Source organism: Marivirga atlantica (assembly GCF_016734805.1).
Taxonomy (GTDB): domain Bacteria; phylum Bacteroidota; class Bacteroidia; order Cytophagales; family Cyclobacteriaceae; genus Marivirga; species Marivirga atlantica.
The window spans coordinates 436,116-462,300 of record NZ_JAERQG010000003.1; the positions used below are offsets into that span (position 1 = coordinate 436,116).

General features: G+C 37.1%; 15 protein-coding genes. 5 read left to right on the forward strand and 10 right to left on the reverse strand.

Annotated features, from left to right (window positions below; genetic code table 11):
* The first annotated feature begins 110 nt into the window (after positions 1-110).
* From JKP34_RS13675 to JKP34_RS13685, 3 genes are read left to right on the forward strand one after another with little or no spacing between them, the layout of a single operon-like run.
* Positions 111-2,795, forward strand: coding sequence for a D-alanine--D-alanine ligase family protein (locus JKP34_RS13675; protein ID WP_201922550.1), 2,685 nt, complete (start codon positions 111-113; stop codon positions 2,793-2,795).
* Positions 2,785-3,573, forward strand: coding sequence for a PASTA domain-containing protein (locus JKP34_RS13680; protein WP_201922553.1), 789 nt, complete (start codon positions 2,785-2,787; stop codon positions 3,571-3,573). The genes JKP34_RS13675 and JKP34_RS13680 overlap by 11 nt, the downstream gene beginning before the upstream one ends.
* A complete protein-coding gene (locus JKP34_RS13685) occupies positions 3,570-5,507 on the forward strand; it encodes a T9SS type A sorting domain-containing protein (RefSeq protein WP_201922556.1) in 1,938 nt (645 codons plus the stop codon). The genes JKP34_RS13680 and JKP34_RS13685 overlap by 4 nt, the downstream gene beginning before the upstream one ends.
* 4 nt (positions 5,508-5,511) lie before the next feature.
* Here JKP34_RS13685 and JKP34_RS13690 read toward each other — a convergent pair whose 3' ends face one another.
* From JKP34_RS13690 to JKP34_RS13735, 10 genes are all read right to left on the reverse strand, one after another.
* Positions 5,512-6,495: an endo alpha-1,4 polygalactosaminidase gene (locus tag JKP34_RS13690; RefSeq protein WP_201922559.1), complete on the reverse strand. Its 984-nt coding sequence runs from the start codon at positions 6,493-6,495 to the stop codon at positions 5,512-5,514.
* Between the two features lie 41 nt (positions 6,496-6,536).
* A protein-coding gene (gene prfB / locus JKP34_RS13695; protein WP_201922562.1) for a peptide chain release factor 2 occupies positions 6,537-7,635 on the reverse strand; the annotation gives its coding sequence in 2 pieces (ribosomal slippage) (positions 6,537-7,574 and positions 7,576-7,635; 1,098 coding nt in all).
* A gap of 88 nt (positions 7,636-7,723) precedes the next feature.
* Positions 7,724-8,788: a branched-chain amino acid aminotransferase gene (locus JKP34_RS13700; protein WP_201922564.1), complete on the reverse strand. Its 1,065-nt coding sequence runs from the start codon at positions 8,786-8,788 to the stop codon at positions 7,724-7,726.
* Between the two features lie 67 nt (positions 8,789-8,855).
* Positions 8,856-9,410 carry a cob(I)yrinic acid a,c-diamide adenosyltransferase gene (locus tag JKP34_RS13705; protein WP_201922567.1) on the reverse strand — a complete coding sequence of 185 codons (555 nt, stop codon included), beginning with the start codon at positions 9,408-9,410 and terminating at the stop codon, positions 8,856-8,858.
* Positions 9,411-9,542: 132 nt separating this feature from the next.
* A complete protein-coding gene (locus tag JKP34_RS13710; protein WP_201922570.1) occupies positions 9,543-16,034 on the reverse strand; it encodes a T9SS-dependent choice-of-anchor J family protein in 6,492 nt (2,163 codons plus the stop codon).
* A 250-nt stretch (positions 16,035-16,284) separates the two neighbouring features.
* Positions 16,285-16,860: a hypothetical protein gene (locus tag JKP34_RS13715; protein ID WP_201922573.1), complete on the reverse strand. Its 576-nt coding sequence runs from the start codon at positions 16,858-16,860 to the stop codon at positions 16,285-16,287.
* 167 nt (positions 16,861-17,027) lie between these two features.
* Entirely contained in the window at positions 17,028-17,864 is an 837-nt protein-coding gene (locus tag JKP34_RS13720; protein ID WP_201922576.1) for an alpha/beta hydrolase, read from the reverse strand.
* Between the two features lie 3 nt (positions 17,865-17,867).
* Positions 17,868-18,611 carry an MIP/aquaporin family protein gene (locus JKP34_RS13725; protein WP_201922887.1) on the reverse strand — a complete coding sequence of 248 codons (744 nt, stop codon included), beginning with the start codon at positions 18,609-18,611 and terminating at the stop codon, positions 17,868-17,870.
* Positions 18,611-20,113: a glycerol kinase GlpK gene (gene glpK / locus JKP34_RS13730; RefSeq protein ID WP_201922579.1), complete on the reverse strand. Its 1,503-nt coding sequence runs from the start codon at positions 20,111-20,113 to the stop codon at positions 18,611-18,613. The genes JKP34_RS13725 and glpK overlap by 1 nt, the downstream gene beginning before the upstream one ends.
* Positions 20,114-21,679: a glycerol-3-phosphate dehydrogenase/oxidase gene (locus JKP34_RS13735; RefSeq protein ID WP_201922581.1), complete on the reverse strand. Its 1,566-nt coding sequence runs from the start codon at positions 21,677-21,679 to the stop codon at positions 20,114-20,116.
* 124 nt (positions 21,680-21,803) lie between these two features.
* On the opposite strand from JKP34_RS13735, the gene JKP34_RS13740 reads away from it, so the two are divergent.
* Together JKP34_RS13740 and JKP34_RS13745 are read left to right on the forward strand one after the other, a co-directional pair.
* Entirely contained in the window at positions 21,804-24,542 is a 2,739-nt protein-coding gene (locus JKP34_RS13740) for a DUF3352 domain-containing protein (protein WP_201922584.1), read from the forward strand.
* Between the two features lies 1 nt (position 24,543).
* Entirely contained in the window at positions 24,544-26,172 is a 1,629-nt protein-coding gene (locus JKP34_RS13745) for a mechanosensitive ion channel family protein (RefSeq protein ID WP_201922586.1), read from the forward strand.
* The last annotated feature ends 13 nt before the right edge of the window (positions 26,173-26,185 follow it).

A 26,185-nucleotide genomic window follows, 5' to 3' on the forward strand; every position in this document is an offset into this window, starting at 1 on the left:
AGAAGTTTAATATCTAAGCCTTATTTTTACTCATTCTTATAATATAAGAGTATCAATTATTATACGCTGAATTAAAAGTTCAGCAACTTAAATACAGAAGTAGAAACCTTATGAGGGTAGGAATATTTTTTGGTGGACAATCCAGAGAGAGAGAAATTTCATTTGCGGGAGGTAGAACGGTATATGACAACTTAAATAAATCCATTTTTGATGCTGTACCTATATTCGTAGACAGTCGCGGACACTTTATTTTACTGGATTGGCAGTTTATATATAAAGGAACTATTAGAGATTTCTACCCACCAGTTTCATATTTACCAAAGTCGAAATATCCAGTTCAGATTTATGCTGAGTCATTAAAAAACTTAGAAGACGAAGACTGGAATAACCTCATCAGCAAAGTAGGTAAAAGAATTAGCCCAGAAAATTTTCATAAATATATCGATTTCGCTTTCCTAAGTTTACACGGACCTTATGGTGAGGACGGTAACATACAAGGGATTTTGGATTGGTATAACATACCCTATAGCGGAGCAGGTATTTTAGCTTCGGCTATTGGTATCAATAAAATTTCACAGAAGAAGCTCCTTAAGCAGGCTGGCTTTAAAGTACCTAAAAGTGAGATTTTAAGCAAAGCTGACTGGCAAAACCAGCCAAAAGAGCAAATATTTGAATATCTGAAGAAAAGCATTGGCCTACCTATTGTTATAAAATCACCTCATCAGGGTTCTTCAATTGGTGTTAGTATTGTTAAGGAAGATAACTTTGATGCTTTTGCTACTGGTATTCAGAAGAGCTTCTTCATTCAAGAAGTAAACATTGATGCATGGCACAAATTAAGTGAAGAACAGAAAGTTAGAGAAATTGCCCAATTGGTTGATATCAGAGAAGGTATCGGATTGCCAGCATTACACAAAGGAAAGTTAATTTATGAAGTGGATGAGCTTTTCAACATTCTTGATAATACTGCATCGGGAGAAACGGTAAAGCTAGAGGCTACTAATGGTGAAAGCGAATTATTAATTGAGTCTTTCATAAAAGGTAGAGAATTCTCCTGCATTGTCATTCAGGATGAAAATGGTAACCCAATCGCGCTCCCCCCTACTGAGATTAGAAAGGGCTCGGAAGTATTTGATTATAGGTCAAAATACTTACCAGGAATGAGTAGAAAAGTTACGCCTATAGATGCTCCTATCGATGTTATTGAATCTATTAGGAAACAGTGCAGCCATTTATTTAAAGCCCTTCAGATTAATGTTTATGCAAGAATTGATGGCTTTATTGATGATACTAATAACATTTACCTGAATGACCCAAACACAACTTCAGGTATGTTGCCATCATCATTCTTTTTCCATCAGGCAGCAGAAATAGGTCTAAACCCTTCACAGTTTCTAAGTTACATCATCAGGACCTCCTTAGCAGAAAGGTTAAAATCTGGAAAGCAACATCAAAACATATCCAATTTACTTGAGGGATTAGACAATAAATTAAATGCACTTCAAAAGGAAGATCAACAGAAAATTAATGTTGGTGTAATTATGGGTGGCTTTTCTACCGAAAGGCATATTTCAGTAGAAAGTGGAAGAAACATTTTTGAAAAACTTTCCTCTTCGGAAAAGTACTTCCCTATTCCTATTTTCTTAAGTGGAACGGAAGAAAAGCATGAGTTGCATGTGCTCCCTGTCAATATCATGCTCAAAGACAATGCTGATGATATAAAAGAGAAAGTACACAAAAATGAGAGGCATCCTGTATTAGATCAAATCATTTTCGAATGCAGCAATATCACCGCAAAATATGCTGCCAATACTATTCAAAAGCTTCAGGCTATCGACTATTCTGATTTAAATAAAATGGTAGATGCAGTTTTTATAGCACTTCATGGTCGCCCTGGAGAAGATGGAGCTGTTCAAAAGGAGCTTGAGAAATTTAATATTCCATATAATGGGTCTGGTATAAGTAGCTCTCAAACAACTATTAACAAGTTTGATACCAATGAAATACTGAAAGAAAATGGTATTTCAGTAGCAGATCACAGACTTGTATATCAGGATAAATGGGAGTCTGATGCAGATGCTGAAATAGAATCAATTGAAGCCCAACTGCAATATCCGCTTATTGCCAAGCCTGCAGATGATGGTTGTAGTTCGGCTGTAAAGAAGATTAAAAATAGAGAAGAACTTAAGGCTTTTGCTGGTTTAATGTTCAGACCTCAGCCTGCGTTTATTACAGATCTTGCTAACACCCTTAAGTTAAAGCCAACAGAAGAATTTCCTCAAAAGAATTTCTTTTTGCTTGAAGAATTGGTTGAAAAGCATAATGCCAAGTACTTTCTTGAAATTACAGGTGGCTTACTGACCAAATTTGATGAAGAGGGTAAAGTAACTTATGAAATATTTGAGCCATCTGAAGCGTTAGCAAGCGGTGAAGTACTAAGTTTGGAGGAGAAATTTTTAGCGGGTGAAGGTCAGAATATTACACCAGCACGCTATACCACTGATGAACGAAACTATACAAAGATTGCCGAACAAGTGAAAGAAACACTTAAGCGTACAGCAGAGATCTTAGATATTCAAGGCTATGCCAGAATTGATGCTTTCGTAAGAATTTTTGATGACTTAACAGCAGAAACTATTATTATTGAAGTTAATTCATTACCTGGTATGACTCCGGCAACTTGTATATTTCACCAAACAGCTATTAATGGCTACAAACCTTACGACTTTATTGACCAAATCTTAACATTTGGAATAGAGCGTAACAATAAAAAATTATCTACGCATGAAGCTTAAAGCAAATAGTCTTAAAGATTTATTGATTCATTTAGGGATTATTATCGGTATAGGAGCTGTACTCGTTTTAGGCTTCTTTTATATTTATTTACCCGTAAAAACCAATCATGGAGAAAGCATTACAGTTCCTGATTTATACGGTGTTCAATTTGAAGAATTGGATGAATATTTAACAGATCGCGATTTAAGATATGAAATTACACCTGATTCGGGTTATTCTGCGGACTTCCCTCCTTTCACTGTACTGAATCAAACGCCTGCAGCAGGCCAGAAAGTAAAAGAAAATAGAAAGATCTACCTTTCCATAAATGCACAGAATCCGCCTAATGTTAAAATGCCTAAACTAGTTGATGGCTCTTTGAAGAACGCTCAAATGGTACTTGAAAGCTATGGTTTAATTCTGGGAGAAATCATTTATGAGCCTCATGAATTCCAAAATGCTGTATTAAAACAATTGCATAAAGGTGAGGAAATTGAACAAGGTCAGGATATTGCTAAAGGCAGTTCAATTGACCTTGTAATCGGAAACGGTAATGGCAGAGCTTTCCCAATGCCAGAATTGACAGATATGTCTCAAGATGATGCAGAATTTATTATTAGAGGAAGTGGATTGAAGCTTGGCACGGTACATAAGAGAGATGTTGAAGATAAGCCTGCAGGCATAGTGGTGCAACAATATCCGAAAGTTGGAGAGTCGGTACGCACAGGCAATAAAATTGACATCTGGGTGGTTTCTCAAAAAGATGAGGATGATTTGAAAGCTCCTAGTGAAATATGAGGTTGATCAACTCTTTAAATATAAAAATTCTTAGTTTACTGATTTTTAGTCTTTCAATCGGTTACAATGAGGTTAGCGCTCAGGCATTACGATTGGGAGGAATTAATCATCAATCCAATAAGCATTATTCATCAAGAATAATTCAACAGACAGACACTATTAGCCTACCACTCTGGGATGACTTTTCTCGCCATGCAAACGAGGCAGATACCAGTATATGGGCTCATAGTTCACAAATACACATCAACAACGGGCTAGCTTATTTAGCGCCATCATATAATGTGGCAACTTTGGATGGATTTGATGCTTCAGGCACCTCTTATGCAACAGATAGTAGAAATGTAGGAATCGGTGATAGTTTAGTATCTCAGGCCATTGATCTGTCAGATTACACCAATCAGGATAATATTTCTCTTAGTTTCTTTTGGCAAGAAGGCTATGGCCCAACAGCACCAGATTCAGAAGATTCACTTAGACTCTATTTCAAAAATGACAGCAATAGATGGATTGAGGTATATGCTATCGGAGGAAGTGGTAGCTCCGAACCAATTCAATTTCAGCAACATTTTGAGCAAGTGAATGAATCACAGTATTTACACGCTGGCTTTCAGTTTAAGTTTGAATATTATGGAAATCTGGCGGGAGATTTTGATAGCTGGAATTTGGATTACATCTACTTGAATGAAGGTAACACGAGCGTAAGTACAGCTAACTTCAATTATGATTCTTATGAGGATAGAACCTTTTCATCAATTCCTCAAAACCTTTTTGATAGTTACTATGGAGTACCTTTAAAGCATATAACTCAAGACTGGTTAGATAGACATATTAGTGAAGGATCCCTTATTTATAATAACTTGTGGGCTGGCAATGGCAACTCCACAATTTTCGGTACTGAAATATTTGGAACAGTGAGAGACACCTTAAATCCGACATCGTTAATAGATAGCATACAAGTACAAGGAAATTTCCTTACTTCTGCTCAAGATACTGCTCTATTTAACATAAACTTTAGAAATACCCAGAATGTATCAGACTATCTTTTAACTAACAAGGAAGCTCAAGACTCAATTTATATAGAATCTCGATTTAACCTGGGAAATACGGATAGCCTGTTTTTTGAAACAGTTAACGGCACCACGATTTATTATAATCAATATTCATTTAGAGCTAATGACACTATTAAACAGGTGACTAGTTTTCATGATTATTATGCCTTGGATGACGGCAGCGCAGAAGCCAGTATTCAACTCAATTCCAAAAATTACCAAATGGCTCAACTATTTAGGATTAATGGAGGCCATTATATGACAGGAATAGATATGTATATACCTAATTTGGCACAAAATAGCGGAAGTAAAAACATAACACTTTTAGTGCTAGACTCTATTAATGGACTTAACATTACCTATGATATTCTTTTAGCACAGAACGTATTGGTCAACCCATCAACTGATCTCAATCAATTTCAGCGCTTTACTTTTGAGCAGCCTGTATTTGTTGAAGGAGTAATTTATGTAGGATATAGGGAAGAAAATGATGAAGTAGTATCAGTAGGTTTTGATAAAAACACCAATAGTGCTACTCAACTATTTTATAACCAAAGTGGAAGTTGGGAACTAAATACGACATTAGAAGGAAGCGTAATGATAAGACCTGTTTTTGGAGATACCGATGGTGTTTTAGCAAATAGACCTAAAGCTAAGAATACATCAATCAGAATTTGGCCAAACCCTAATAAAGGTATTTTGTACGTCTCAGAAGACTTCGATGCATTAAATATATACGGGTTAAATGGCCAATTAAAATACCAAATGAAAGCTGGTTTCAATGGTCAGGCAGTACAACTACCAACCATGCCGGATGGGCTTTATATAGTTGAAATAATTCTAGAAAATAAAAAGTACTTAACCAAAATGATGTTTAATCAATAATTGATTACAAATTATCGAAAAATTCAAATGCATCAATTATATCAAGATAAACACCATCAAAATCAGCTTGGAGTATTTTATCTAAATAGGCATTTTCGTGCCCATATATAATATTTTTCCATTCCTGATTCCAAAACTCTACCTTGAAATTACCTGGCCAGTCAGGATTTTCTACAGCAACCCATGAAGGTTTAAAATTATTCCATTCTCTCTTCCAGTAGTAACGATAGTCCTCTGCTTCTCCAATAGACATATAACATATCACCATTCTGCTGCCTCCATTTTGTTTGACGCGCAGACGTTCTACATCTGCTGCCGTGAAGGTTATACCATCATTGAGGAATAAATCCATTATTAGCAGATCATAGTTGGTAGCTGTAATCTCTTTTATAAAGCTTTCTTTATCGGTAAACTTATCAGGATTAATAAGATACAGGAAATTCTGAACCTGACTTAAAGAAGAAACGTGTTGATCATTTTCATTATGTAAATTGACTGGATAGTCTGCAATTATATTCAATTCCCTATCAGGTGCTGCATAAGAAACAAAGTCATGGGATTGATTAATGGTGTAGCTTTCATCCATTTTAACAGGCGTATTACAGTAATCAGTTACTAAAATGGTGTTGCCTAAACTTTGAGAAAGCTTAAGAAAGCTCATCAGATATTGACTATCTGATGAGGAAGTTTTCTGGTCGTCTTTATCATATCCAAAGAATAAATCTTCTTGCCCATGACCATCAATGGCTTCTAAGTATTCATTGTGTGCCTGACCAGACTCCTCCGCGTTTGTAGTTACCAGCTCAATCCCATTTTGTGGTATAACGGAAAAACCTGACTTTTGAGCTTTTGCGTATTCACTAATCTCAATGACAAAATCCCTCATCTCATCCTGAAAATCGACACCTGAGGGCTTTTGATAGTCGATGGATTCATCCTGACAAGCGCATAAAGTTGAGCAAATTAAAAGAAAGCTAAATAGTCTCATCAGATGTGGAATTTAAGTAAACTAACCACAGTTATTTAAATCTATTCCTTATCATCCCCTGGTTCTTTTCCCATTAAGAAGGCTTTGATAAAGTCATTTAGATCACCATCAAGCACATTTTGTACGTCAGTGCGTTCCACTCCCGTTCTTGCATCCTTAATAAGCTTGTATGGATGTAAAACGTAGTTTCTTATTTGAGAACCAAAGTCAATTTTCATTTTGCCAGCTTCAATCTCATTACGTTCAGCATTACGTTTTTCAATCTCACGCTGGTACAATTGCGACTTTAGCATTTGCATGGCCTGTTCACGGTTACCCAACTGGGTTCTGTTGGCTTGACAAACTACCACTATACCCGTTGGCTTATGCGTAAGCTGTACTTTAGTTTCTACCTTGTTTACATTCTGACCACCAGCACCTCCTGAGCGAGAAGTATGCATTTCTATTTCGTTTGGATGAATGTCGATTGTGATAGAATCATCTGCTACCGGATAAACATAAACAGATGCAAATGAAGTGTGCCTTCTACCACCACTATCAAAGGGAGAAATCCTAACTAATCTATGTACTCCATTTTCAGACTTTAAGAAACCATATGCCTGAGAGCCTTCAAATTCTAGCGTAACAGACTTCACTCCTGCTACATCACCTTCCTGGAAATCAACTTCTTTTACTTTATAACCATTACTTTCACCCCACATGATATACATCCGCATGAGTATGCCTGCCCAGTCATTACTTTCAGTACCACCGGCACCAGGAGTAATCTGAAGCATAGCCGAAAGCTGATCTTCTTCGGAAGAAAGCATTTTCTTCAACTCAAGGTCTTCAACTTTTGCGATAGCCTTATCATAAGCCTTATTTACTTCTTCCTCGGAGCTCTCTCCCATCTCCTGAAACTCACTTAGCGTTTCAGCATCACCATAGAGCTCTTCAAGGTCTTCGAACTGCTTGGTCCATTCCTTTTTAGCTCTTATATCTTTCATGGTAGCTTCTGCCGCATCTGAGTTATTCCAGAAGTCAGGCTGAGCTGATAATAATTCCAGTTCTTTTATTTCTTCTACTTTTTTATCGTAGTCAAAGATACCCCCGAAGTGCTTCCACCCGGGCCTTTAAATCTTTCAGTTGATCTGAAGTCATATAATATGATTTGTAAAAGTTATAAGCGTATACTAAAAATGCCGCACTGCGAATATACAGAGCGGCATTTATATTTTTAAATGAGCAATCAAATAGTGAATAGCCAGTTATGCTTGTCTTCGCTATGTCCTGCTTTAATGTCGTCTAACTCCTTCAATACTTTATTAGAGAACTCTCTATTCTCTACTGCCGGAAGTTCGTAATCCGTTCCATTATGATGGATTAATTTGATATGAGCTATAGTAGCTGCAGTTCCTGCACCAAATGCTTCTTTTAGATTTCCATCCTGAGCAGCTTTAACTACCTCATCAACAGAAACTCTTCTTTCTTCCACTTTCATACCCCAATCACGAGCAATTGTCAATACAGAATTTCTGGTAATACCATTTAATATAGTCGAACCTGTTTCAGGGGTGATGAGGGTATCTCCTATTACAAACATCACGTTCATTGTTCCTGACTCTTCTATGTATTTATGCTCTTTGGCATCAGTCCAGATTAACTGATGATAACCCTTCTGCTGTGCCAGTCTAGCAGGATATAAAGAACCTGCATAGTTTCCTGCGGCTTTTGCATAGCCTGTGCCACCTTCAGCAGCTCTGGTATACTCTGTTTCAATTTTCACTTTTACAGGCTCGCTGTAATAACCGCCAACCGGGCATGTAATAATCATAAAACGATAAGTATCTGACGCCTTAATACCAATGTAATCATCCATGGCGAATACGAAAGGTCTTATGTAAAGTGCCGTACCTGCCTTTGAAGGAATCCATGCTTCATCAAGTTTCAGCAATTCTGTAAGGCCACTCATAAATAAATCCTCCGGTACTTCCGGAATGCACATACGCTCAGCTGACTTATTTAATCTTTTTGCATTTTGGTCAGGTCTGAAAACAGTAGTTTTGCCATCTTTATTTTTGTAAGCCTTTAAACCTTCAAAAACCGACTGGCCATAATGTATAACACTAGAAGCAGGAGCCATTGATAAATCTGCATAGGGCTCTATTCTGAAATCAGACCATTCACCGTCTTTATAATCAGCGATAAACATATGGTCTGAATAAATTCTACCAAATGGAATATTATCAAAATCCACCTGATTGATTTTCGATTCTGAAACTTTTTGAATGGAAATATCTAGGGTATCTATCATGTTATTATAAGGCTAAGTAGTCTAAAAAAGGACACGAAATTAGTCAAAAAACGGATGAAAATCAAGTTTACTTTTTAGGAACCCATGGCACCTCGGTGGCATTCAGCTCTTTTGTAAGCATACGAGAGAGCACAAATAAATAGTCTGACAATCTATTTAAGTAGGTCACAATCAATGGTTCAACCTCATCACTAACCTCTTGTAATGCTACTACTCCTCTTTCTGCCCTACGGCATACAGTACGCGTTATATGGCAATATGATACAACTTGATGGCCTCCAGGTAAAATAAAACTCTTCATTTCAGGAAGCTTTTCATTCATTTGATCAATAGCTTCCTCAAGCCGCGTAACATCCTCCTCATGAATTTCAGGAATCTGAAACCTGTCTGAATCAGCCTTTTCATTGGCCAAATGTGAGCCAATTGTAAATAAGCGATCCTGAATTTCTACCAAAAGTAAATGGCGATTAGCATTAACCTGCTGATCTCGCAGCAAACCTACCCAACTATTCAGTTCATCTACATTTCCATAAGCATCAATTCGCCTATCAGCTTTAGAAATGCGTGAACCACCCAATAATGAGGTTTTTCCTTTATCTCCTCCTCTGGTATATATCTTCATACTTGCTTTCTTTATTATTTTATAAAATTATGCATTAAGATATTCTAAACCCTAAGCAATCAACAAAATTTACTGCATAAAAAAACCCTGACAAGGCTGCCAGGGTTTTTAATTAATCTAAGAATATGTGAATTATCTCTTAATTACTCTTGATCTAAAAGATTTTCCTTCTTGTATTACTTCTAAAATATAAACACCCGCCTTTAAAGCTGAAACATTTATAGTTTGCTGAGTATTTCCAGCTCCTTTTATTAGAGTAGCACCTTGAAGACCTATTACTTGATAAGTAAATTGCCCACCTTGCTCTATGTTAACATTCAATTGATTTTGAACTGGATTAGGGAATACCATAACACCAGTTAATTGATTTTTAGTATTAGCAGTAACGACTAACTGTTCGCTAGCTGTTAAGTTAATTACTACTTCCTCTATATCTCCTGAATTCACAGTAACTGTTCCGTTGATTGTTCCTCCTACCTCAGCAGTTGGAGCAAATCTAACATAAACAGTGATTTCTTCTAATGAACCATCAGGGTTGATTGGTAAAGTTGTACTAGTATCAAAAGCGTCATTCTCAATTAAACTCACCTGATAATTAGAAGATGCAGTAATTGAAATATCTTCTGTTAAGTACAATCCAGATACTGTGAAAGATTGCGCTGCAGATACTGAACCAGTTTCAACAGAACCAAAATCAAAACTATCTCCTTCAACATCTACTACCAAAGAAGATGAAATTGCTGTATTAGTCAATTGCACCAATAAGTTATCAATTGTCCATTGAGCAGCACCATCAGTTGTTGAATTATACTTAAAAGCAAAATAGACTGACTTACCTGCATAAGCTGTTAAATCCACTAATCCAGATGAAGTCCAGCTATCAGAGTCTCCGTTTTCATCTAAAGTAACTGATAATGCTGTCCAGTTTGCCGTAGTAGGATCACCTGAACCAGCATAATCTTCTGAAATTAACACCTCTAATCCAACAGATTCAACAGGGAATGATACATCAGAGAAAAAACTAAAGTTAGCACTAAAAGCCGAAGATAGAGCCACTGCATTTGTAATTAACCAGTCTTCATTTTCTTGCGCTCCACTTGAAAAACCATTCATTCTCACTGCTGATCCTGTTTGACCAAAATTAGTACATGACCATTCTTGATCCCCCGTTACGCTGAAAGTATTGTAATTAGTAACATCACAATTTTCAAAGTTTTCCGCAAAAAGTACTTCGGGGTTACCCGTTTCAGATCCAGTAAGTGTAATTTCTTCTGTCACCGCACCAGTTGTATTAATAGAAACAAGGCCATCAATGACACCATCAACTCCCGAGTTTGGTGCAAACCTAACGAATACAGTAGTCTCTGCAACTGTATTATTAGTAGCACTTAAAGTTAGCTCTGATGAGAAATTAGTATCATCTATTGATAGCTCATAATTAGAAGTTACAGTTAACACAATATCTGATAACAAGGTACTTCCAGCAACAGTAAAACTTTGGGAAGATGAAACTTGACCGTTTTCAACTGATCCAAAGTCTGTTATAGACTCAACCACAGTTAGCTCAGGAATATCGTCTCCAGCTACCTGATGGAAACCTAAATTTGAAAAATCATTTTGAGGATTCACTATCCACTCAGAATCACTTGCATCTGTTCCAAAAGAACCTAGTGCAGTAGTATTACCTGATGTGACAGTTGATTTTCTCACAAGTGTATGGTCTTGGGTTCCACCCGTGACACCAGCAACATCCCAAGCAGAACCTGGATCTACTGCAGGATCACCAATCAAATCTACTAACTCTCCGTTAACGAATAATCCCATGGCATCATCTCCATTGAAAGAAGCCACTCTATCTCCTGGATTATCTCCGTAAGACAAGAATAAATCACCTTCTTGGGCAATCTCTTCTATATTTGTTGAAGAATTAACAATGACATACACATCACCAGCTGCAAGCGTACCTTGTAGGGTAATGCTATACGCTGCTGGGAAATCTGGGTGTCCATCAAAACCAGATCCATTATTAGACTGTTTCACTTCAACAGTACTCAAATCAAAATCAGCACTAGTTGCGTTGTAGATTTCGATGTATTTGTTATTACTTGAACCCTCTCCATACTCAGAGAAAAACAAATTATTGTTCGCTGAAGGCGTACTGAAAGTAATATCAGTAGTCGCACTTAATGTCCCGTCAGTTACTGTGAAAGTCACTGTTTCTTCGGTATCATAAGACAATCCTGTGAATGTTCCTACACCATCAGTCAACGTTAAATCTGTGGTACCTGTTAATGTACCAGAACCTCCACCTGAAACTACAACTGTTCTAGCTCCAGTATCCAGATTTCCATTTGCATCCTCTGCCGATACTCCAATAGTAAATGGTGTATCTGTATTTGAAGTGGTATTAGCTGTCAATACTAAAGTAGTAGCTTCCACATTGATAATATGATCATTTGAAGTAGCACCAGTTACCGTTTCAGCAAAAAGTGAACCTACTCCATCTGCTACAAACTCATGAGCCGCAGGGATAGCAAATGACACTACATCTCCATCCACCTGAGCCGCATTTAAATAAACTGATAATGTTAGAGTGCTATCTGCACCATCATTTACAGTAAAGGCGTTAGTACTCAAATCAAAAGTGATTCCTGCATCAGTAATAGTTGCATTTTCAGCACTGAAAGTATTAGTAGAAAGTGTAGCTCCTGCAAGTACCGTTGACCATGCAGCCGTATTACTAGCTCCTGGTACAATAGTTACCGAATTTACAATGGTTGGCTCAGCATCTGCAGTTCCTAAATCAGAAATTTTGAATGAGAACACATCAACAGCAGAACCAGCAGTTGTTGTGGTAGCCGGAATAGTAGCAGCTGCAATTGGAGCGTCAGCAGCTGAAATATCAGAATCTGAATCGTTATTAGATGTTGTAGTTACATTAGCCAATGCTGGATCTACTAAATAATAGCAATTATTAGCAGTATTAAAAGCATAGGCTGCAAAATGGTATGAAGTACCTTGCGTTAATCCTGTTACCTGAACAGCAGCATCAGCACCATTGTAAACAACGAAGTTTCCTGAACCTAACTCTGTACCTGCACCGAATGCAGCATCAGCAGTATAAGCATTCAATATCTCAGGATCGGCATCTACAGCGGTACCTTGTTTAGCTAAAACTAAAGTAGCATCACCATTACCAACAGTCCATGCTAAATCAATAGTATTGTTATCCACTACTGTAGCACCTAAAGCGGTAGCTTGTGTAGTTGGTTCTGTACATAAATCAACATAAGACGTCCAAGTAATATCATCAATAATAATTTGACCAGTGGCCTTATTTCTTATTTCAAGTACAAAATCACCATCAATATTAACATCAGTAACTTCAAAAATTTGCTCATCAAAGTTATCGAAAGGAGTCGAGGAAGTAATTGAATCACCATTAATGTAAAGAGAGACCTGACGTTCACCAGCTCCAGTAAACCCTTTATACAATTTCACAGAAAAATCACCAATACCCCCAGAAATAGTAGAAGATGTGATTTTAGAATTATCGGAAATTCTTCTCAACATTAAAGCAGGTAAATCAATACCCGAACCATTGGTATCATTATTAGCATCTCTAGATTCAACGTATGACCATTCAATACCATTATTTCCAATAAATGAAGAAGCTGCATAAGAAGAAGTAGCATTACTGTTAGCGAAATCTTCAACACTAGCATCGCTTACTATAATGAGATCAGTACTTGCTAAAATAGATCCGTCTGCAATATCTAAAACGATATCTTCCTCAGCGTCATACTGTAAATCTGCGAAAGTAAACTCACCTGCTGTCATCGCTTGTCCTGTTAATCCAGTAACTGAGGTTAGTGTACCTAAGGTACCAGCAGCAACTGAAACGTCAATTGATCTTGCCGCAACATCTGTGTTCCCATTTGCATCCTGAGCCACAGCACTTACTGCAAAATCAGTTGAAGGCTTCACTCTAGCCGGTGAAGTTGTCGCAAAAGTAGTCGCAACTACATCAATAGTATGTGTTGTTGAAGTTACTGCCGCATCGAGTGTAGCTTTGATTACAGAACCTGCAGCATCTGATTCGAAACCGTGTGCAGTAGGGATTGTAAATGATAACTCCGTACCATCCGTTTGAGCTGTTTGTAACCAAACTGATAAAGTAAAGGTTAATTCTCCTCCACCGGTAACTATATAAGGCGTGGCAGAAGCATCAAAAGTAATTTCTGAATCTGTGATTGATGTTGCAGTCATTGCTGTAACACCATCCGTAATACTTGCACCTTCAATTATGCTTGACCATGTCGCTGAATTATTATTTTCAATCGTAATTGTATTGATTGTAGTCGGCTCAGTATCAGTAGCATTATCATCAGTAACAGTAAAGTTAAATACATTCACTGCATCGGTATCAGCATTAGCCACTGAAGAAAGTGTAGCCGCACCAATTGGTGAAGATGCAGCAACGATATCAGAAGTAGCGTCAAAAACTACAGCCTCAGTAGTTGCACTTACTACTGTAGTTGATGTTTGTTCATTTGGAGTACCTTCATCATCAACAGCAATTATGTGAACAAAATACTCTGTTCCATCTTCCAAACCTGTTAAACTAATGGTACCATCAGCAGTAACATCTGTATAGTCTACAAAATCAAGACTTGTAAGAACAACTTCAGCAGGGATCCCTGTGTTCGGTGCTGGTTCAAGCGTATAATACACTCTGCCTGGCTCATCCATTCTGAAGGTTACATCAAATGCAGACACTGTAGGCGTGCTGGCAGCAGGTGCTTGGGTGAATATTGGCTCATAGTTATCTTGGATATCTGCAGCAGAACGAGAAGAAACTTTACTATCTCTTCCTATTGCAATGACATCTAACCTACCTTGAGGAATTACATTTGTGGCATAATCAATATTTACAAAATCAGAGAATGCATTACTTATATCAGCATCAAAATCTAATGTATTAGCACCATCATTTAATGTAGAAGTAGCACTAGCTTGTGCATCAAAAGTAGCAGTACCGTCTGCTTCATTAAATGTAACTTCATTGAATCGTAATACTCTACTTTCATAGATATCTGGATTAGCATTGTGATCAGCTATAGTTACTACTACAGGAGTGATAGTATTGCCTGTACTATTTGCTGCACCAGGATCTGCTGCTGGAACAAATTGCGTTACCCCACTAAAAGAACTTAAAGTACCTTGAAAGTTTATAATTTCATCACCTGCATTGTAAGAAGTAGTTACTGTCCCTGAGTTATCATCTACTAATAACCCAGCATCAGCATCTTGAATAAAAAACTGGTTACGTGTATTACCTGTTAAATAAGTTACGATTACGCCACCAGTGATTCTTACATCTTCGCCAGAAGAAAGTGCTCTTGCTTCAGTAACGTTAGCTACCAAATTTAAGGTTGTATTATTAACAATAGTTTCATTTGTATTTTGAAGAGCCTGTGAACCGCCATCAACAATTGAAGCTCCTGATACAAAAGCATTGTAAGATAAAATGATTTCTTCGCTATTTTTAGAAATATCTTCAGCTATTGTGAGCGTTATCTCATTAGAAGCAGTCTGTGTTTGACTCTGAATAGTTGCTAATGGCGTACCTATTTCAATAGCAAAACCACCTTCAGTAGTAAAACTAACATCTTCCGAAAAAGTAATAATGATATCATTGGAAGTTTCTGTAGCCGGAGTTACAGCAGAAATAATCTCTGGTAAAGCATCACCTGTAGTTGTAACATCAGTAGTTGCACCAGGAGTTAAATAGCAAGTACCAGTTGTATTATATTCAAAAGCAGCAAAATGGTAAGTAGTGCCTAAAGCTAATGCTGTTAAATCCTCAGTAGTGCCTGTTTCATTATAAACAACAAAATTACCTGTTCCAATTTCGTCACCAGAACCAAATGCAGCATTTGCTGAATAAGCAGTACCACTAGAAGGTGTAGCATCAACTGCAGAGCCTTCTTTTGCTAAGATGATAACACCATCACCATCTCCTCTCGTGAAATTAATCGTTGTAGCATTATCACCAGTCCCAGTAAAGGCACCAAAAGTAGCTTGGGTTGTTGGAGCAGAACATGCAACAAAACCAGTCCAAGAAATATCGTCAATAATTACTTGCTTAGAGGTGATATTAACAATTTCTATTATAACATCTCCATCAATGTTTATGTCTTCTACAGTAAAAACATGTTCTGTAAAATCGTCAAATGCAGTAGAAGTACCTTTTGAGACACCATTTACAAAAAGCTCAACTTGTCTATCACCACCACCAGTAAAACCTTTATATAATTTTATAGAGAAATCACCAATACCTCCACTAATTGTACTAGAAGTGATTTTTGAAGGTTCTGTGTCTCTTCTCAACATTAAAGCAGGTAAATTTATACCTGATGAATTAGCATCATTGTTTCCATCTCTTGAGGCTACATAAGTCCAAGTAATTCCATCATTACCTGTAAAGGAATTATCTGAATAACTTCCAGTAGCATTACTGTTTGTGAAATCTTCAGTGCCCTGCCCCATCACATTGCTTGCTGTAAAGAACAACAAGGCTGTGAGGCCAAGCGTTAAAATTTTTTGGTAAAATTGTTTCATGTGTTTAGTTTTTGAATTTAATTAATCACACAAAATGCTCCCCTCTATTATCTCATTCAAGATGTAAGTGCTACTTGAGCATTTCATAGAAATTCTGGTTTCTAAAATTTCTCAAAAGTAACAACTTATTACATACAATGCTTGGAGGATTCTTAAATCTTAGATTACCAAATTGTTAATAGAATAGAAAAAGCCATGAAAAAAATCAAATAAGTGCAATTTTTCATCGAAAATATTGACTGTAAGCACATTAGCTACTTTTGTTCTTAAAAATATGCTCTTGAAACCACTCTTTTCTTTGCTCTCTCCGCTCCTCTCTTCTTTTACGTCTTTCCTTTCGTTTTTTACGCTTTTTCCGTGCTTTCTTACGTTTCTCTTTTGTTTCTTTAGCCAAAATAATGCTTACTGTTACGGCAGCAGGAAACTCAAACCAGTCTTCATGATTTTCATGATAAGTAGGCATTATATCTGCTGAAACAGTAATAGGTAATGCAGGTAATTTCACTTCGGCACCAAAGAGTGCATTAAAACCATAAAAGGCTCCATAATCCTTTAATTGCCCTAAGTGAGCCCCTGCTCCAAAATATAAATTTGTGGCCTCTCCTATAACTGAAAGATGATATTTTGGCAAGGCAGTAAACTGGAAAGCATCAGCCTGAAAGGTCATCATTGCTTCAGCAGTAAATTTGGAAAGTATCCGCTGACGATAAGACAAACCATAATTTTCATTGCCTATTCTGGCACCTAGTGCTGAACCGTATTTCTGAGCACTTGATGAAAAAACAACTAACAAGAAGATCAAACAAACAACTATTCTTTTATTCATGGCGCCACAACGGCCATGAAATAGTATTTAGTATAGGGAGGTAAGTTTAGACTGCTCTTTTAACAATTGCATCAGGCTATGTGATACTTTTCTCTTTAATTAATATCCAGTGATAATTTAAATCAGTTAAGGTTTTACCGCTAACCGTTATATGATTTGAGCATAGATTAATGTCCTTGTACGAAACTCAAAACATTATTAAAGAGCTTTTCGGCATCCTTATCATGATGAATTTCGTGCTTAGAATTAGAGTAAGTATGCCATTCAGCCAAGTCTGTGAGTTCACTCAATTCTTTTGATGCTTGATGTGAGGTGATTTTATCTAGTTCACCATGAGCTAAGAAAATCGGATGCTTGAACTTATCATATTGATTCAAAATATTCTGCCCACCTTGTTGAATTTCTTTAAACAGTTTAGCTGAAATATAGCTATGAATCAATTCATCATCTTTATAAGCTTTTACCTCCTCAGGAATTGTTGAGATTTCATTATCATCCAAATCAGATTTTTCAGTAAATGAAGGAATTATTTCAGCGACAACATTACCTAAAGTCGTTTTCCATTTAGGAGGTTGAAAAGCCAGTTTTATCCATGGAGAGGTTACTATTCCAGCCTTTAATTCACTTGATTGATCTCTTAGCAAATAGTTTAAAACAATATTACCACCCATGCTATGGCCATATAAGTAGAAGTCAGCTTCCATATACTTTAACCTTACCTGCCTGATGAAATACTCAACATCTAATATAAGTTGAGAGAGAGAAGGAGCATGTCCCTTTTTCCCATCTGATAAGCCATGACCTCGCAGCGTGAGTGCAGAAACCGCTATATTATGTTTTGCAAATCTCTCGGCTTGTTGTTGGTAACGCATAGCATGCTCTCCATGACCATGAACAATTAATACAACTTTTTCGGGCTCACCATCGATCTGAAAGTGATGAATATTTAGCTTTTTATTGTCCGAAGATTTAAAGGCTTCATGTTTTATATGCTGCGCAGTCATAGTCTATATTAAAATATCTTTTAAGAGAATAAATAAAACAGCCGCTAGTGCAGCTCCTACAAGTGGTCCTAAGATAGGTACCCAACTATAGTCCCAACCACTGGAACCTTTACCTTTCATTGGAATGAGTGCGTGTGCAATCCTCGGCCCTAAGTCTCTGGCAGGATTAATCGCATAACCGGTAGTTCCACCCAGAGCTAAACCAATCACCCAAACCAGAATAGCTACAGGAAGTGCCCCTAAATCTCCTAAACCAATAGGAGTTTGTTGCACATCTTGTAAACTGGCAGGTGTTGAATAGAGAATCACAAAAATGAGCACAAAAGTGCCGACCACTTCACTGATGAAGTTACTGAAATAGTTCTTTATGGCAGGAGCAGTTCCGAAAGGGGCAAAGAGCAAATCAGGATCAGTAGTTTCCTTATAATGATCCCTGTAAACTATCCAGGCTACAAAAGCACCTAGACCTGCACCTATTACCTGTGCTAGTACATAAATAGGCACTAAATCCCAACTGAACTCACCCGCAATTGCCAAACCTACGCTAACGGCAGGATTTATATGAGCTCCGCTGTAAGGTCCGGCAACCACAACGGCCACAAAAACGGCAAAAGCCCAAGCAGTAGTAATAACCATCCAACCTGATTGTGTTCCTTTGGTTTTAGGAAGTACCACATTAGCTACCACACCTGAACCGAGCAATAAAAGAATGAAGGTTCCGATTAACTCCGCTACAAAATATTTTATCATGATTCTTCCCAGTTTTTTGACCTCTCAACAGCCTTATGCCAATAATGTAGATAGTTGTCAACTTTTGATTGTTCCATTTCAGGCGTATAGGTTTCGTCTATCTGCCATAATTTTTCGATCTCTTCAATTGATGACCAATAACCAACCGCCAAGCCAGCCAGAAAAGCTGCTCCTAATGCCGTAGTTTCAGTAACTTTAGGTCTTGTAATGTCACATCTTAAGAGATCGGCCTGGAATTGCATTAAAAAGTTATTTTCAGATGCTCCACCATCTACTCGCATTTCCTTTGTTTTATTACCAGCATCTTTTTCCATCGCCTTTAACACATCATTTACCTGATAAGCAATGGCTTCAAGTGCAGCCCTAGTCATATGGGCTTTGTTAGTACCTCTTGTTAATCCATGGAAAGTCCCTCTTGCATCCTGATCCCAATAAGGAGCACCCAAACCGGTTAATGCCGGCACAAAATAGACCCCATCATTATCTACTATGGAAGTAGCTAGTTTCTCCGTTTCGCTGGCATGTTTAAATAATTCCAAACCGTCACGCAACCATTGAATTGCTGCTCCACCAATAAAAACACTTCCCTCGAGCGCATAATTAACCTGATCGCCAATTTGCCAGCCAATAGTTGTTAAAAGCTTATTTTCCGAAGTAACGGCTTTATCACCTGTATTCATTACCATGAAGCAGCCAGTGCCGTATGTGGTTTTAGCCATACCTGGTTTCACACAAAGCTGACCAAAGAGCGCTGCCTGTTGATCACCGGCAATACCTGCAATAGGAATTTTGTGAGAAAATATATCTCCTGCTGTAGTACAATACTGCTCAGAACAACTTTTTACTTCAGGTAGCATTTGCTTTGGAATATCGAAAAGTGCCAGCAGTTCATCATCCCATTGTTGTTCATGTATATTGTAGAGCATTGTTCTACTGGCATTAGTAACATCTGTGATATGTTCCTTACCACTTGTCAGCTTCCAAATCAACCAACTATCAACAGTACCAAAGCACAGCTCACCTTGTTCAGCTTTCTTTCTGGCACCTTCCACATTTTCCAGAATCCACCTTATTTTAGTGGCAGAAAAATAGGCATCAATGATTAATCCTGTTTTCTTATTAACCTTTTCCGAATGACCTTCTTTTTTAAGCTCATTGCAATATTGTGCTGTACGCCTATCTTGCCAAACGATTGCATGATGGATCGGTTTTCCAGTTTTTCTTTCCCAAACAATGGTTGTTTCTCGCTGATTGGTAATACCAATTCCTGCAATTTGACTAGGTATAATATTCGCTTTGGTAATCACTTCCGTGGCCACTGAAGCCTGTGAAGTCCAGATTTCATTAGCATCATGCTCTACCCAACCTGACTTAGGAAAATGTTGCTGAAATTCTTTCTGCGCAACCGCTACAATTTCAGCTTTTTGGTTAAATAAAATGGCTCTTGAGCTTGTGGTTCCCTGATCAAGAGCTAAAATATATTGTTGTGTATCTGCCATCTATTTAATTTTAATCCTGTATTTATTGGCTAATTTATAGAATTTATCAAGTTGCTGATCTATCCATTGCTGGTCATGATTTAACAGTTCGGCCATTTTATCTGCAACTTTTGGCGCAGCCTTTACTGCAGCTTCTACATCAAGAAATAATAACCTGAATCTCCGTGAAAGTACATCTTCAACAGTTACAGCCATTTCATTTTCTACGGCCCATTGAACCTGGGCCATTGTATAAGGATAGTCATCATGAATCTTCAGGCTAAGATCCGCTTTCTTTTCCAGCGCTAATATATGATCAGCGTCTGAGCCATATTCGGCAAGCCTACCTGTTCTTTCAGTATTTTCAAATCCATGAATTTTAGTATCTGAAGATTTACTCTTATTAATTTTAAGACCTGTAACCTTCGGGAAATAATCCACCGTATCTTCTCCCATTTTTCTGAAAGTAGTCCATTTACCACCGGTCAGAGTCACTAATTTACTTTCCGACACAATTACTTTATGGCTTCTGGATATCTCCTTGGTTTTCTCTCCTTTATTCTCTGGTGCCGCTAGTGGCCGTAAACCTGCAAATACAGATAACACATCTGATCTTTTCGGTGGCTTAATCAAATAGGAAGCAGCCGTATCTAAAATGAATTTAATTTCACTCTCGAGTGCTTCAGGTTCTAATTTCGGTTTTTTCCTGAGCGTATCAGTAGTACCTACAACCAGCTTACCTTGCCATGGCACAGCAAAAAGCACCCTGCCATCACTGGTTTTAGGTATCATTAAGGCTTTGCTTTCCGATAGGAAACTCTGATCTAACACTAAATGAATTCCCTGACTAGGCTTAATCATTTTTCGGGCTTCAGGCTTATCCATTCTAAGGATTTTATCACCAAAAACACCGGTAGCATTTACTACCATTTTTGCTTTTATGGCATATGATTTTTTGGTCAGGCGATCTTTAAATTCAAAACCATCAACTTGATTATTGCTATTTTTAGTCAAAGAGCTAACCTCTGCATAATTGATTATTACCCCGCCCATATCCTGGCAGCTCTGGGCTAGATTTATTGCAAGACGAGCATCATCAAACTGACCATCATAATAAATAATACCTCCTTTTAATTTATCCTTTTTGATGTTAGGAAAGTGCTCAAGTACAGTCTCTTTTTTCAAAAGAGTAGAACTTCCAACACTTAAATTGGCTGACATCCAATCGTAAAGCTTCAATCCTATGTAATACTTTAAAACATCGAACTTGGAATATAACGGAATGATAAAAGGTTGCACCTCTGTAACATGAGGAGCATTTCTAAGTAGCTTGCCTCTTTCCCTTAATGCCTCAAACACTAAACCGACATGACCTTGCGCCAAGTACCTGACACCTCCATGCAATAACTTTGTACTTCTGCTGCTGGTACCTTTTGCAAAATCAGCCTTTTCTACCAGCACCACACTCAAACCTCTAGAAAGTGCATCAAGGGCAACTCCTAAACCTGATGAGCCTCCTCCTATTACGGCTATATCATAGTTTTTTGTTTCTCCTCTTAATTGCGATAAGCTTTCTTCCCTTGTCATAGCCTACTAACTTCGAGATATTTTCAATTCAATCAAAAAGAATAGAATATAATCTTTCATAGCTCTAAATCGCTGTTCATTTATTATATATTTGTGAATAGATTCAAACAAACATAGAGTACGCTTGAGAAGATTTTTCACTATTTTTTTCCTCTTTATTATCATTTTGGCTTGTGGTTACGGAATCTATTATTTCTGGGATAAACAGAAGTCTTTAGATGCCTGGTCATTAGTACCAGACAATACTTTGGTAGTTTATGAGAATAGCAATCTGGTAAGCACCTGGAATGACCTCCAGAAAAACCCTATATGGAAAGACTTGCTAGAAATTCCTGAACTGGCTCAACTCAAAGCAAACTTTGAAAAACTCGACAGTTTATCAGGTGGTAGTGGAGCCTTAGATGAGTTTTCGCGAAATAACAGGGTACTTATATCTATGCACCTAACTGCAAAAGATGATTTTGACTTCGTTTTTTATCAAACCTTGAAGAATACTGAGCAGGTAACTACGATTAAAGAAATTCAGGAAGAGTTTAAAACACTGAGAGTTAATGAAAGAAAGTTTGAAAATTACACTATCAATGAGTTAAAAAATAATAGTAATGAAGTAGTATTTAGCTATTTAATTCTAAAGGGTAATTTTGTTGGAAGCTTCTCTCCTATTTTGGTCGAAGATGTAATCAGAAATTTAAGCAAAGAAGCGGAAGGATTTAAACAGCTTAATCAGGAAATCTTTAAGATCGCTAAATTTCAAAATGATGCTGGCAATTTCTTCATCAACTTTAATAGACTAAATAGATTCCTGAGAATATTTACTGAAAGTCAACAACACATTCTCTTTGATGTATTATCAAAATTTTCAGGTTCTACTTTCCTTGATTTGGTGATTAATGATGAAGACTTCTACTTTAATGGGTATACTTTCTTAACTGATTCAAGTGCATTTCTCAAAATTTATAAGAATCAAAAAGGAGGAAAAATAACAGTACAGGATTTAATCCCCAACAGAACCGCTATTTTGATCCAAGAAAAATTCGACAAGCCAGAAGCTTTAATGAATGCTAAGGAAGTATTCTGGTCTCAAACTGTTGATAACTATTCAATTGAAAGAACCCAGATGAGCCGAAAGTTCAAAACAGACTTTACGGGCTTTCACAAATTTATGGCAGGAGAAAATGCCATGGCAATGCTTAAAACTAATACAGTTCAAAAGGAAACTGATAAACTCGTATTTATCAAATTAGCAGATATATCTGAGGGCTTGAATGAGTTCAACAAACTTTCAGAAGAAGCAGCTTTAGCCAATAATGATACGCTCTATTACGAAACTTATGCCAATCAGGAAATAAGGGAATTAAAAATTGAGGAGTTTCCGAAATGGTTACTCGGAGCTAATTACGGAGGATTTGAAACTAGCTACTTCAGCTTATTTGGCAACTTCATGGTACTAAGCAATAACATTCAGTCAATCAAATCTCTCATTCTGGATATTGAAACAGAAAACACCTGGGGAAAATCAATTAAACAATATCAGTTTATAAAAAGCACCCTGGAAGAGGCTAACCTCAATATATTTATTAATACTAATCAGGTATGGCAGCTGATGCTACCTGCCCTCAACGAGAAATGGGAATCATTTACAAGAAAAAACGAATACCCTTTAAAAAACCTCGAGAATCTGGCTATTCAGTTTAGTGCTGAAAATGATAGATTCTATACAAACATAGAGTTTAGTCACAGACCAAAAGAGAAGCTTGATCAGCTAAGTCAATTTGAAAGCATATTTGCTACTGAGTTTGCATTTCCTATTACAAGCAAACCTTTTGTAGTTAAAAACCATAATAGCGGACTATTTGAAACATTGGTTCAAGACAGTGCTTATAACCTACACTTGATTGGCAACGATGGGGCACAACTGTGGTCAGAAAAATTGGATGGACCAATAGTAAGTGATGTTTTTCAAATTGACTACCTGAGAAACAATAAATTGCAATACGCATTTGCAACAGATAAACAGATTTATGTAATGGATAGAAATGGAAATGAGCTATCAGGATTTCCTAAAAACATTACTAAAGACACGCCTATTGCCTATTTCAATGTGGTTGATTATGACAAGAGCAAAAATTATAGATTCTTAACTTCTACTAAAACCGGTGACATCTACTTATCTGATAAAACGGGTGACTTATTAGGAGATTGGGATCCGTTAAGAATTGGAGATAAGTTAGCTACCACTCCTGAACACATAAGAATAAGAAGTAAGGATTTCATGGTCGCGCTTCAGGAAAGTGGTAATGTGAATGTGATGAGCAGAAACTCAAGGATGAAACCAAACTTTCCTGTTCGTTTAGATGATCGCCTCACAGACAATTTATTCTTTGAATTAGGTAATACTTTTGAGCAAAGTAATATTGTAACACTTACTGCTGGAGGTCAATTAACCAAAGTGAGCTTTGAAGGTAAAATCAAAGACAAAGTTCAGATGTATAAGCCTAATAAAGAGACCATATTTAAAATTATCCCAAATGCTACAGAGCGAAATTACATCATCGCCAGACAAGATTTAAACCGAGTAAGCATTTTGGATTATCATGGTGAACTACTATTTGACAAAGATTATTTGAGCCAGCAGGAAATGGCCATTCAGTATTATCAGTTCTCAACAGAGAAAGAAATTATAGTGATTACTGACCTTGCACAGCAGTTCACCTATTTCTACACTATGGATGGTACACTTATTAATCAGCAACCTATTGAAAGCGATCATGAAGTGGCTGTTATCTACTATTCTAAAGAAAATACCATTCATATTTATAAGTGCATTGACAACAACTTTGAAATACTAAAACTTAAATTTTAATATGCGAAAACTTGTATTAACAGCTGTAATATGCCTTTTCGCTCAGCTATTAATAGGTCAGGATACAGTTAACTCATCGGAGGTATCAGTAAATCTTAACAACCCTAAAAGCACCTTAAAAACCTTCCTCGGTAATCTACAGGAAGACAACTTTCATCCTGCAGCTGCAGCTAAAACGCTGGCTCCATCAATAAAAAATATTGATAGAGAGGAAAGGATTATTCAGCTCAAGCAAATATTAGATGGCTCTGGAGTACTAATTGATCTTGATGAAGTTCCTGAAAACAGTAATTATGTTGACTCTACAAAAAGTAAACAGCGTTACTACCTTTCAGAAATTGAATTTCCAGAAATCTATCTTGAAAAGTATGATAACAAATGGTATTTCAGTGAGAAAACGATTAAACAAATACCACTGCTTCATGAGATTGTTTATCCTTTTGGAACTGATAAACTAATGAACATTCTGCCTAAACTTGGTAACCAAAAAATAATTGGTCTACACGCATGGCAGCATATTAGCATCCTTATTCTGATTGTACTTTGCGTAATTATACACAAGCTACTTACCTGGTTCTTCGATGTTTTAATATTCAAACTAATCAACAGAAAGAAAGGCTACGAAAATGTGGCTCATGATTACGTACTTCCTGTGGCAAGACCTTTTAGTTTAATAGTCATCGTAGGTCTACTAATAATTTTTGTACCAGTATTGCAACTTCCTATTACGGTTAATCATTACCTGGTATTACTATTAAATGCACTCCTTCCATTCTTTGCTACCATCATGGCATACAAACTGGTGGATATATTAGGTGAGTACCTGCTGAAGATGGCAGAAAAAACGGAAAGCACAATGGATGATCAAATTGTGCCAGTACTTAAAAGAGTGTTAAAAATATTTGTAGTGGTCGTAGGCTTTCTGTTTATACTAAGTAAACTTCGATTTGATATCACGGCCCTTTTAGCAGGTATTTCCATCGGTGGTTTGGCAGTAGCACTAGCTGCTCAGGAAACTATTAAAAACTTTTTCGGATCCCTGATGATTTTCTTCGACAAGCCTTTTCAGATTGGCGACTGGATTACGGCTGGTGACATTGATGGAACAGTTGAAGAAGTTGGTTTTAGATCAACCCGAATAAGAACTTTTAGAGATTCTGTCATCACTGTACCAAATGGTTTCCTTACTGATCAGGCTATAGATAATCATGGCCTTCGCCATTATAGAAGATTTTATACTACCATTACAGTGACTTATGACACCCCTGTTCATGTAATGCAGGCGTTTGTGAAAGGCTTACGCCAGATTGTTGAAGACCATCCTAAAACCAGAAAAGACTTTTATAATATCTACTTCAATAATATGTCTGCTTACTCACTGGATGTGATGTTCTATGTGTTTTTGGAAGTACCTACCTGGCAAGAGGAGTTAATGCATAAAGAAGAACTTTTGGTAGAAATTATGAAATTAGCCAAAACATTAGGGGTACAATTTGCCTTTCCTACTCAAACATTGCATATGGAGAACTTCCCTGGAAAACCATCATTATCTCCGGAATATGAAGACTCCAGTAGCATTGAAAATAAGATTAAGACATATTTCAAAAACGAACAGTCAGAAAGTTCTTAATTTAATAAGTCGA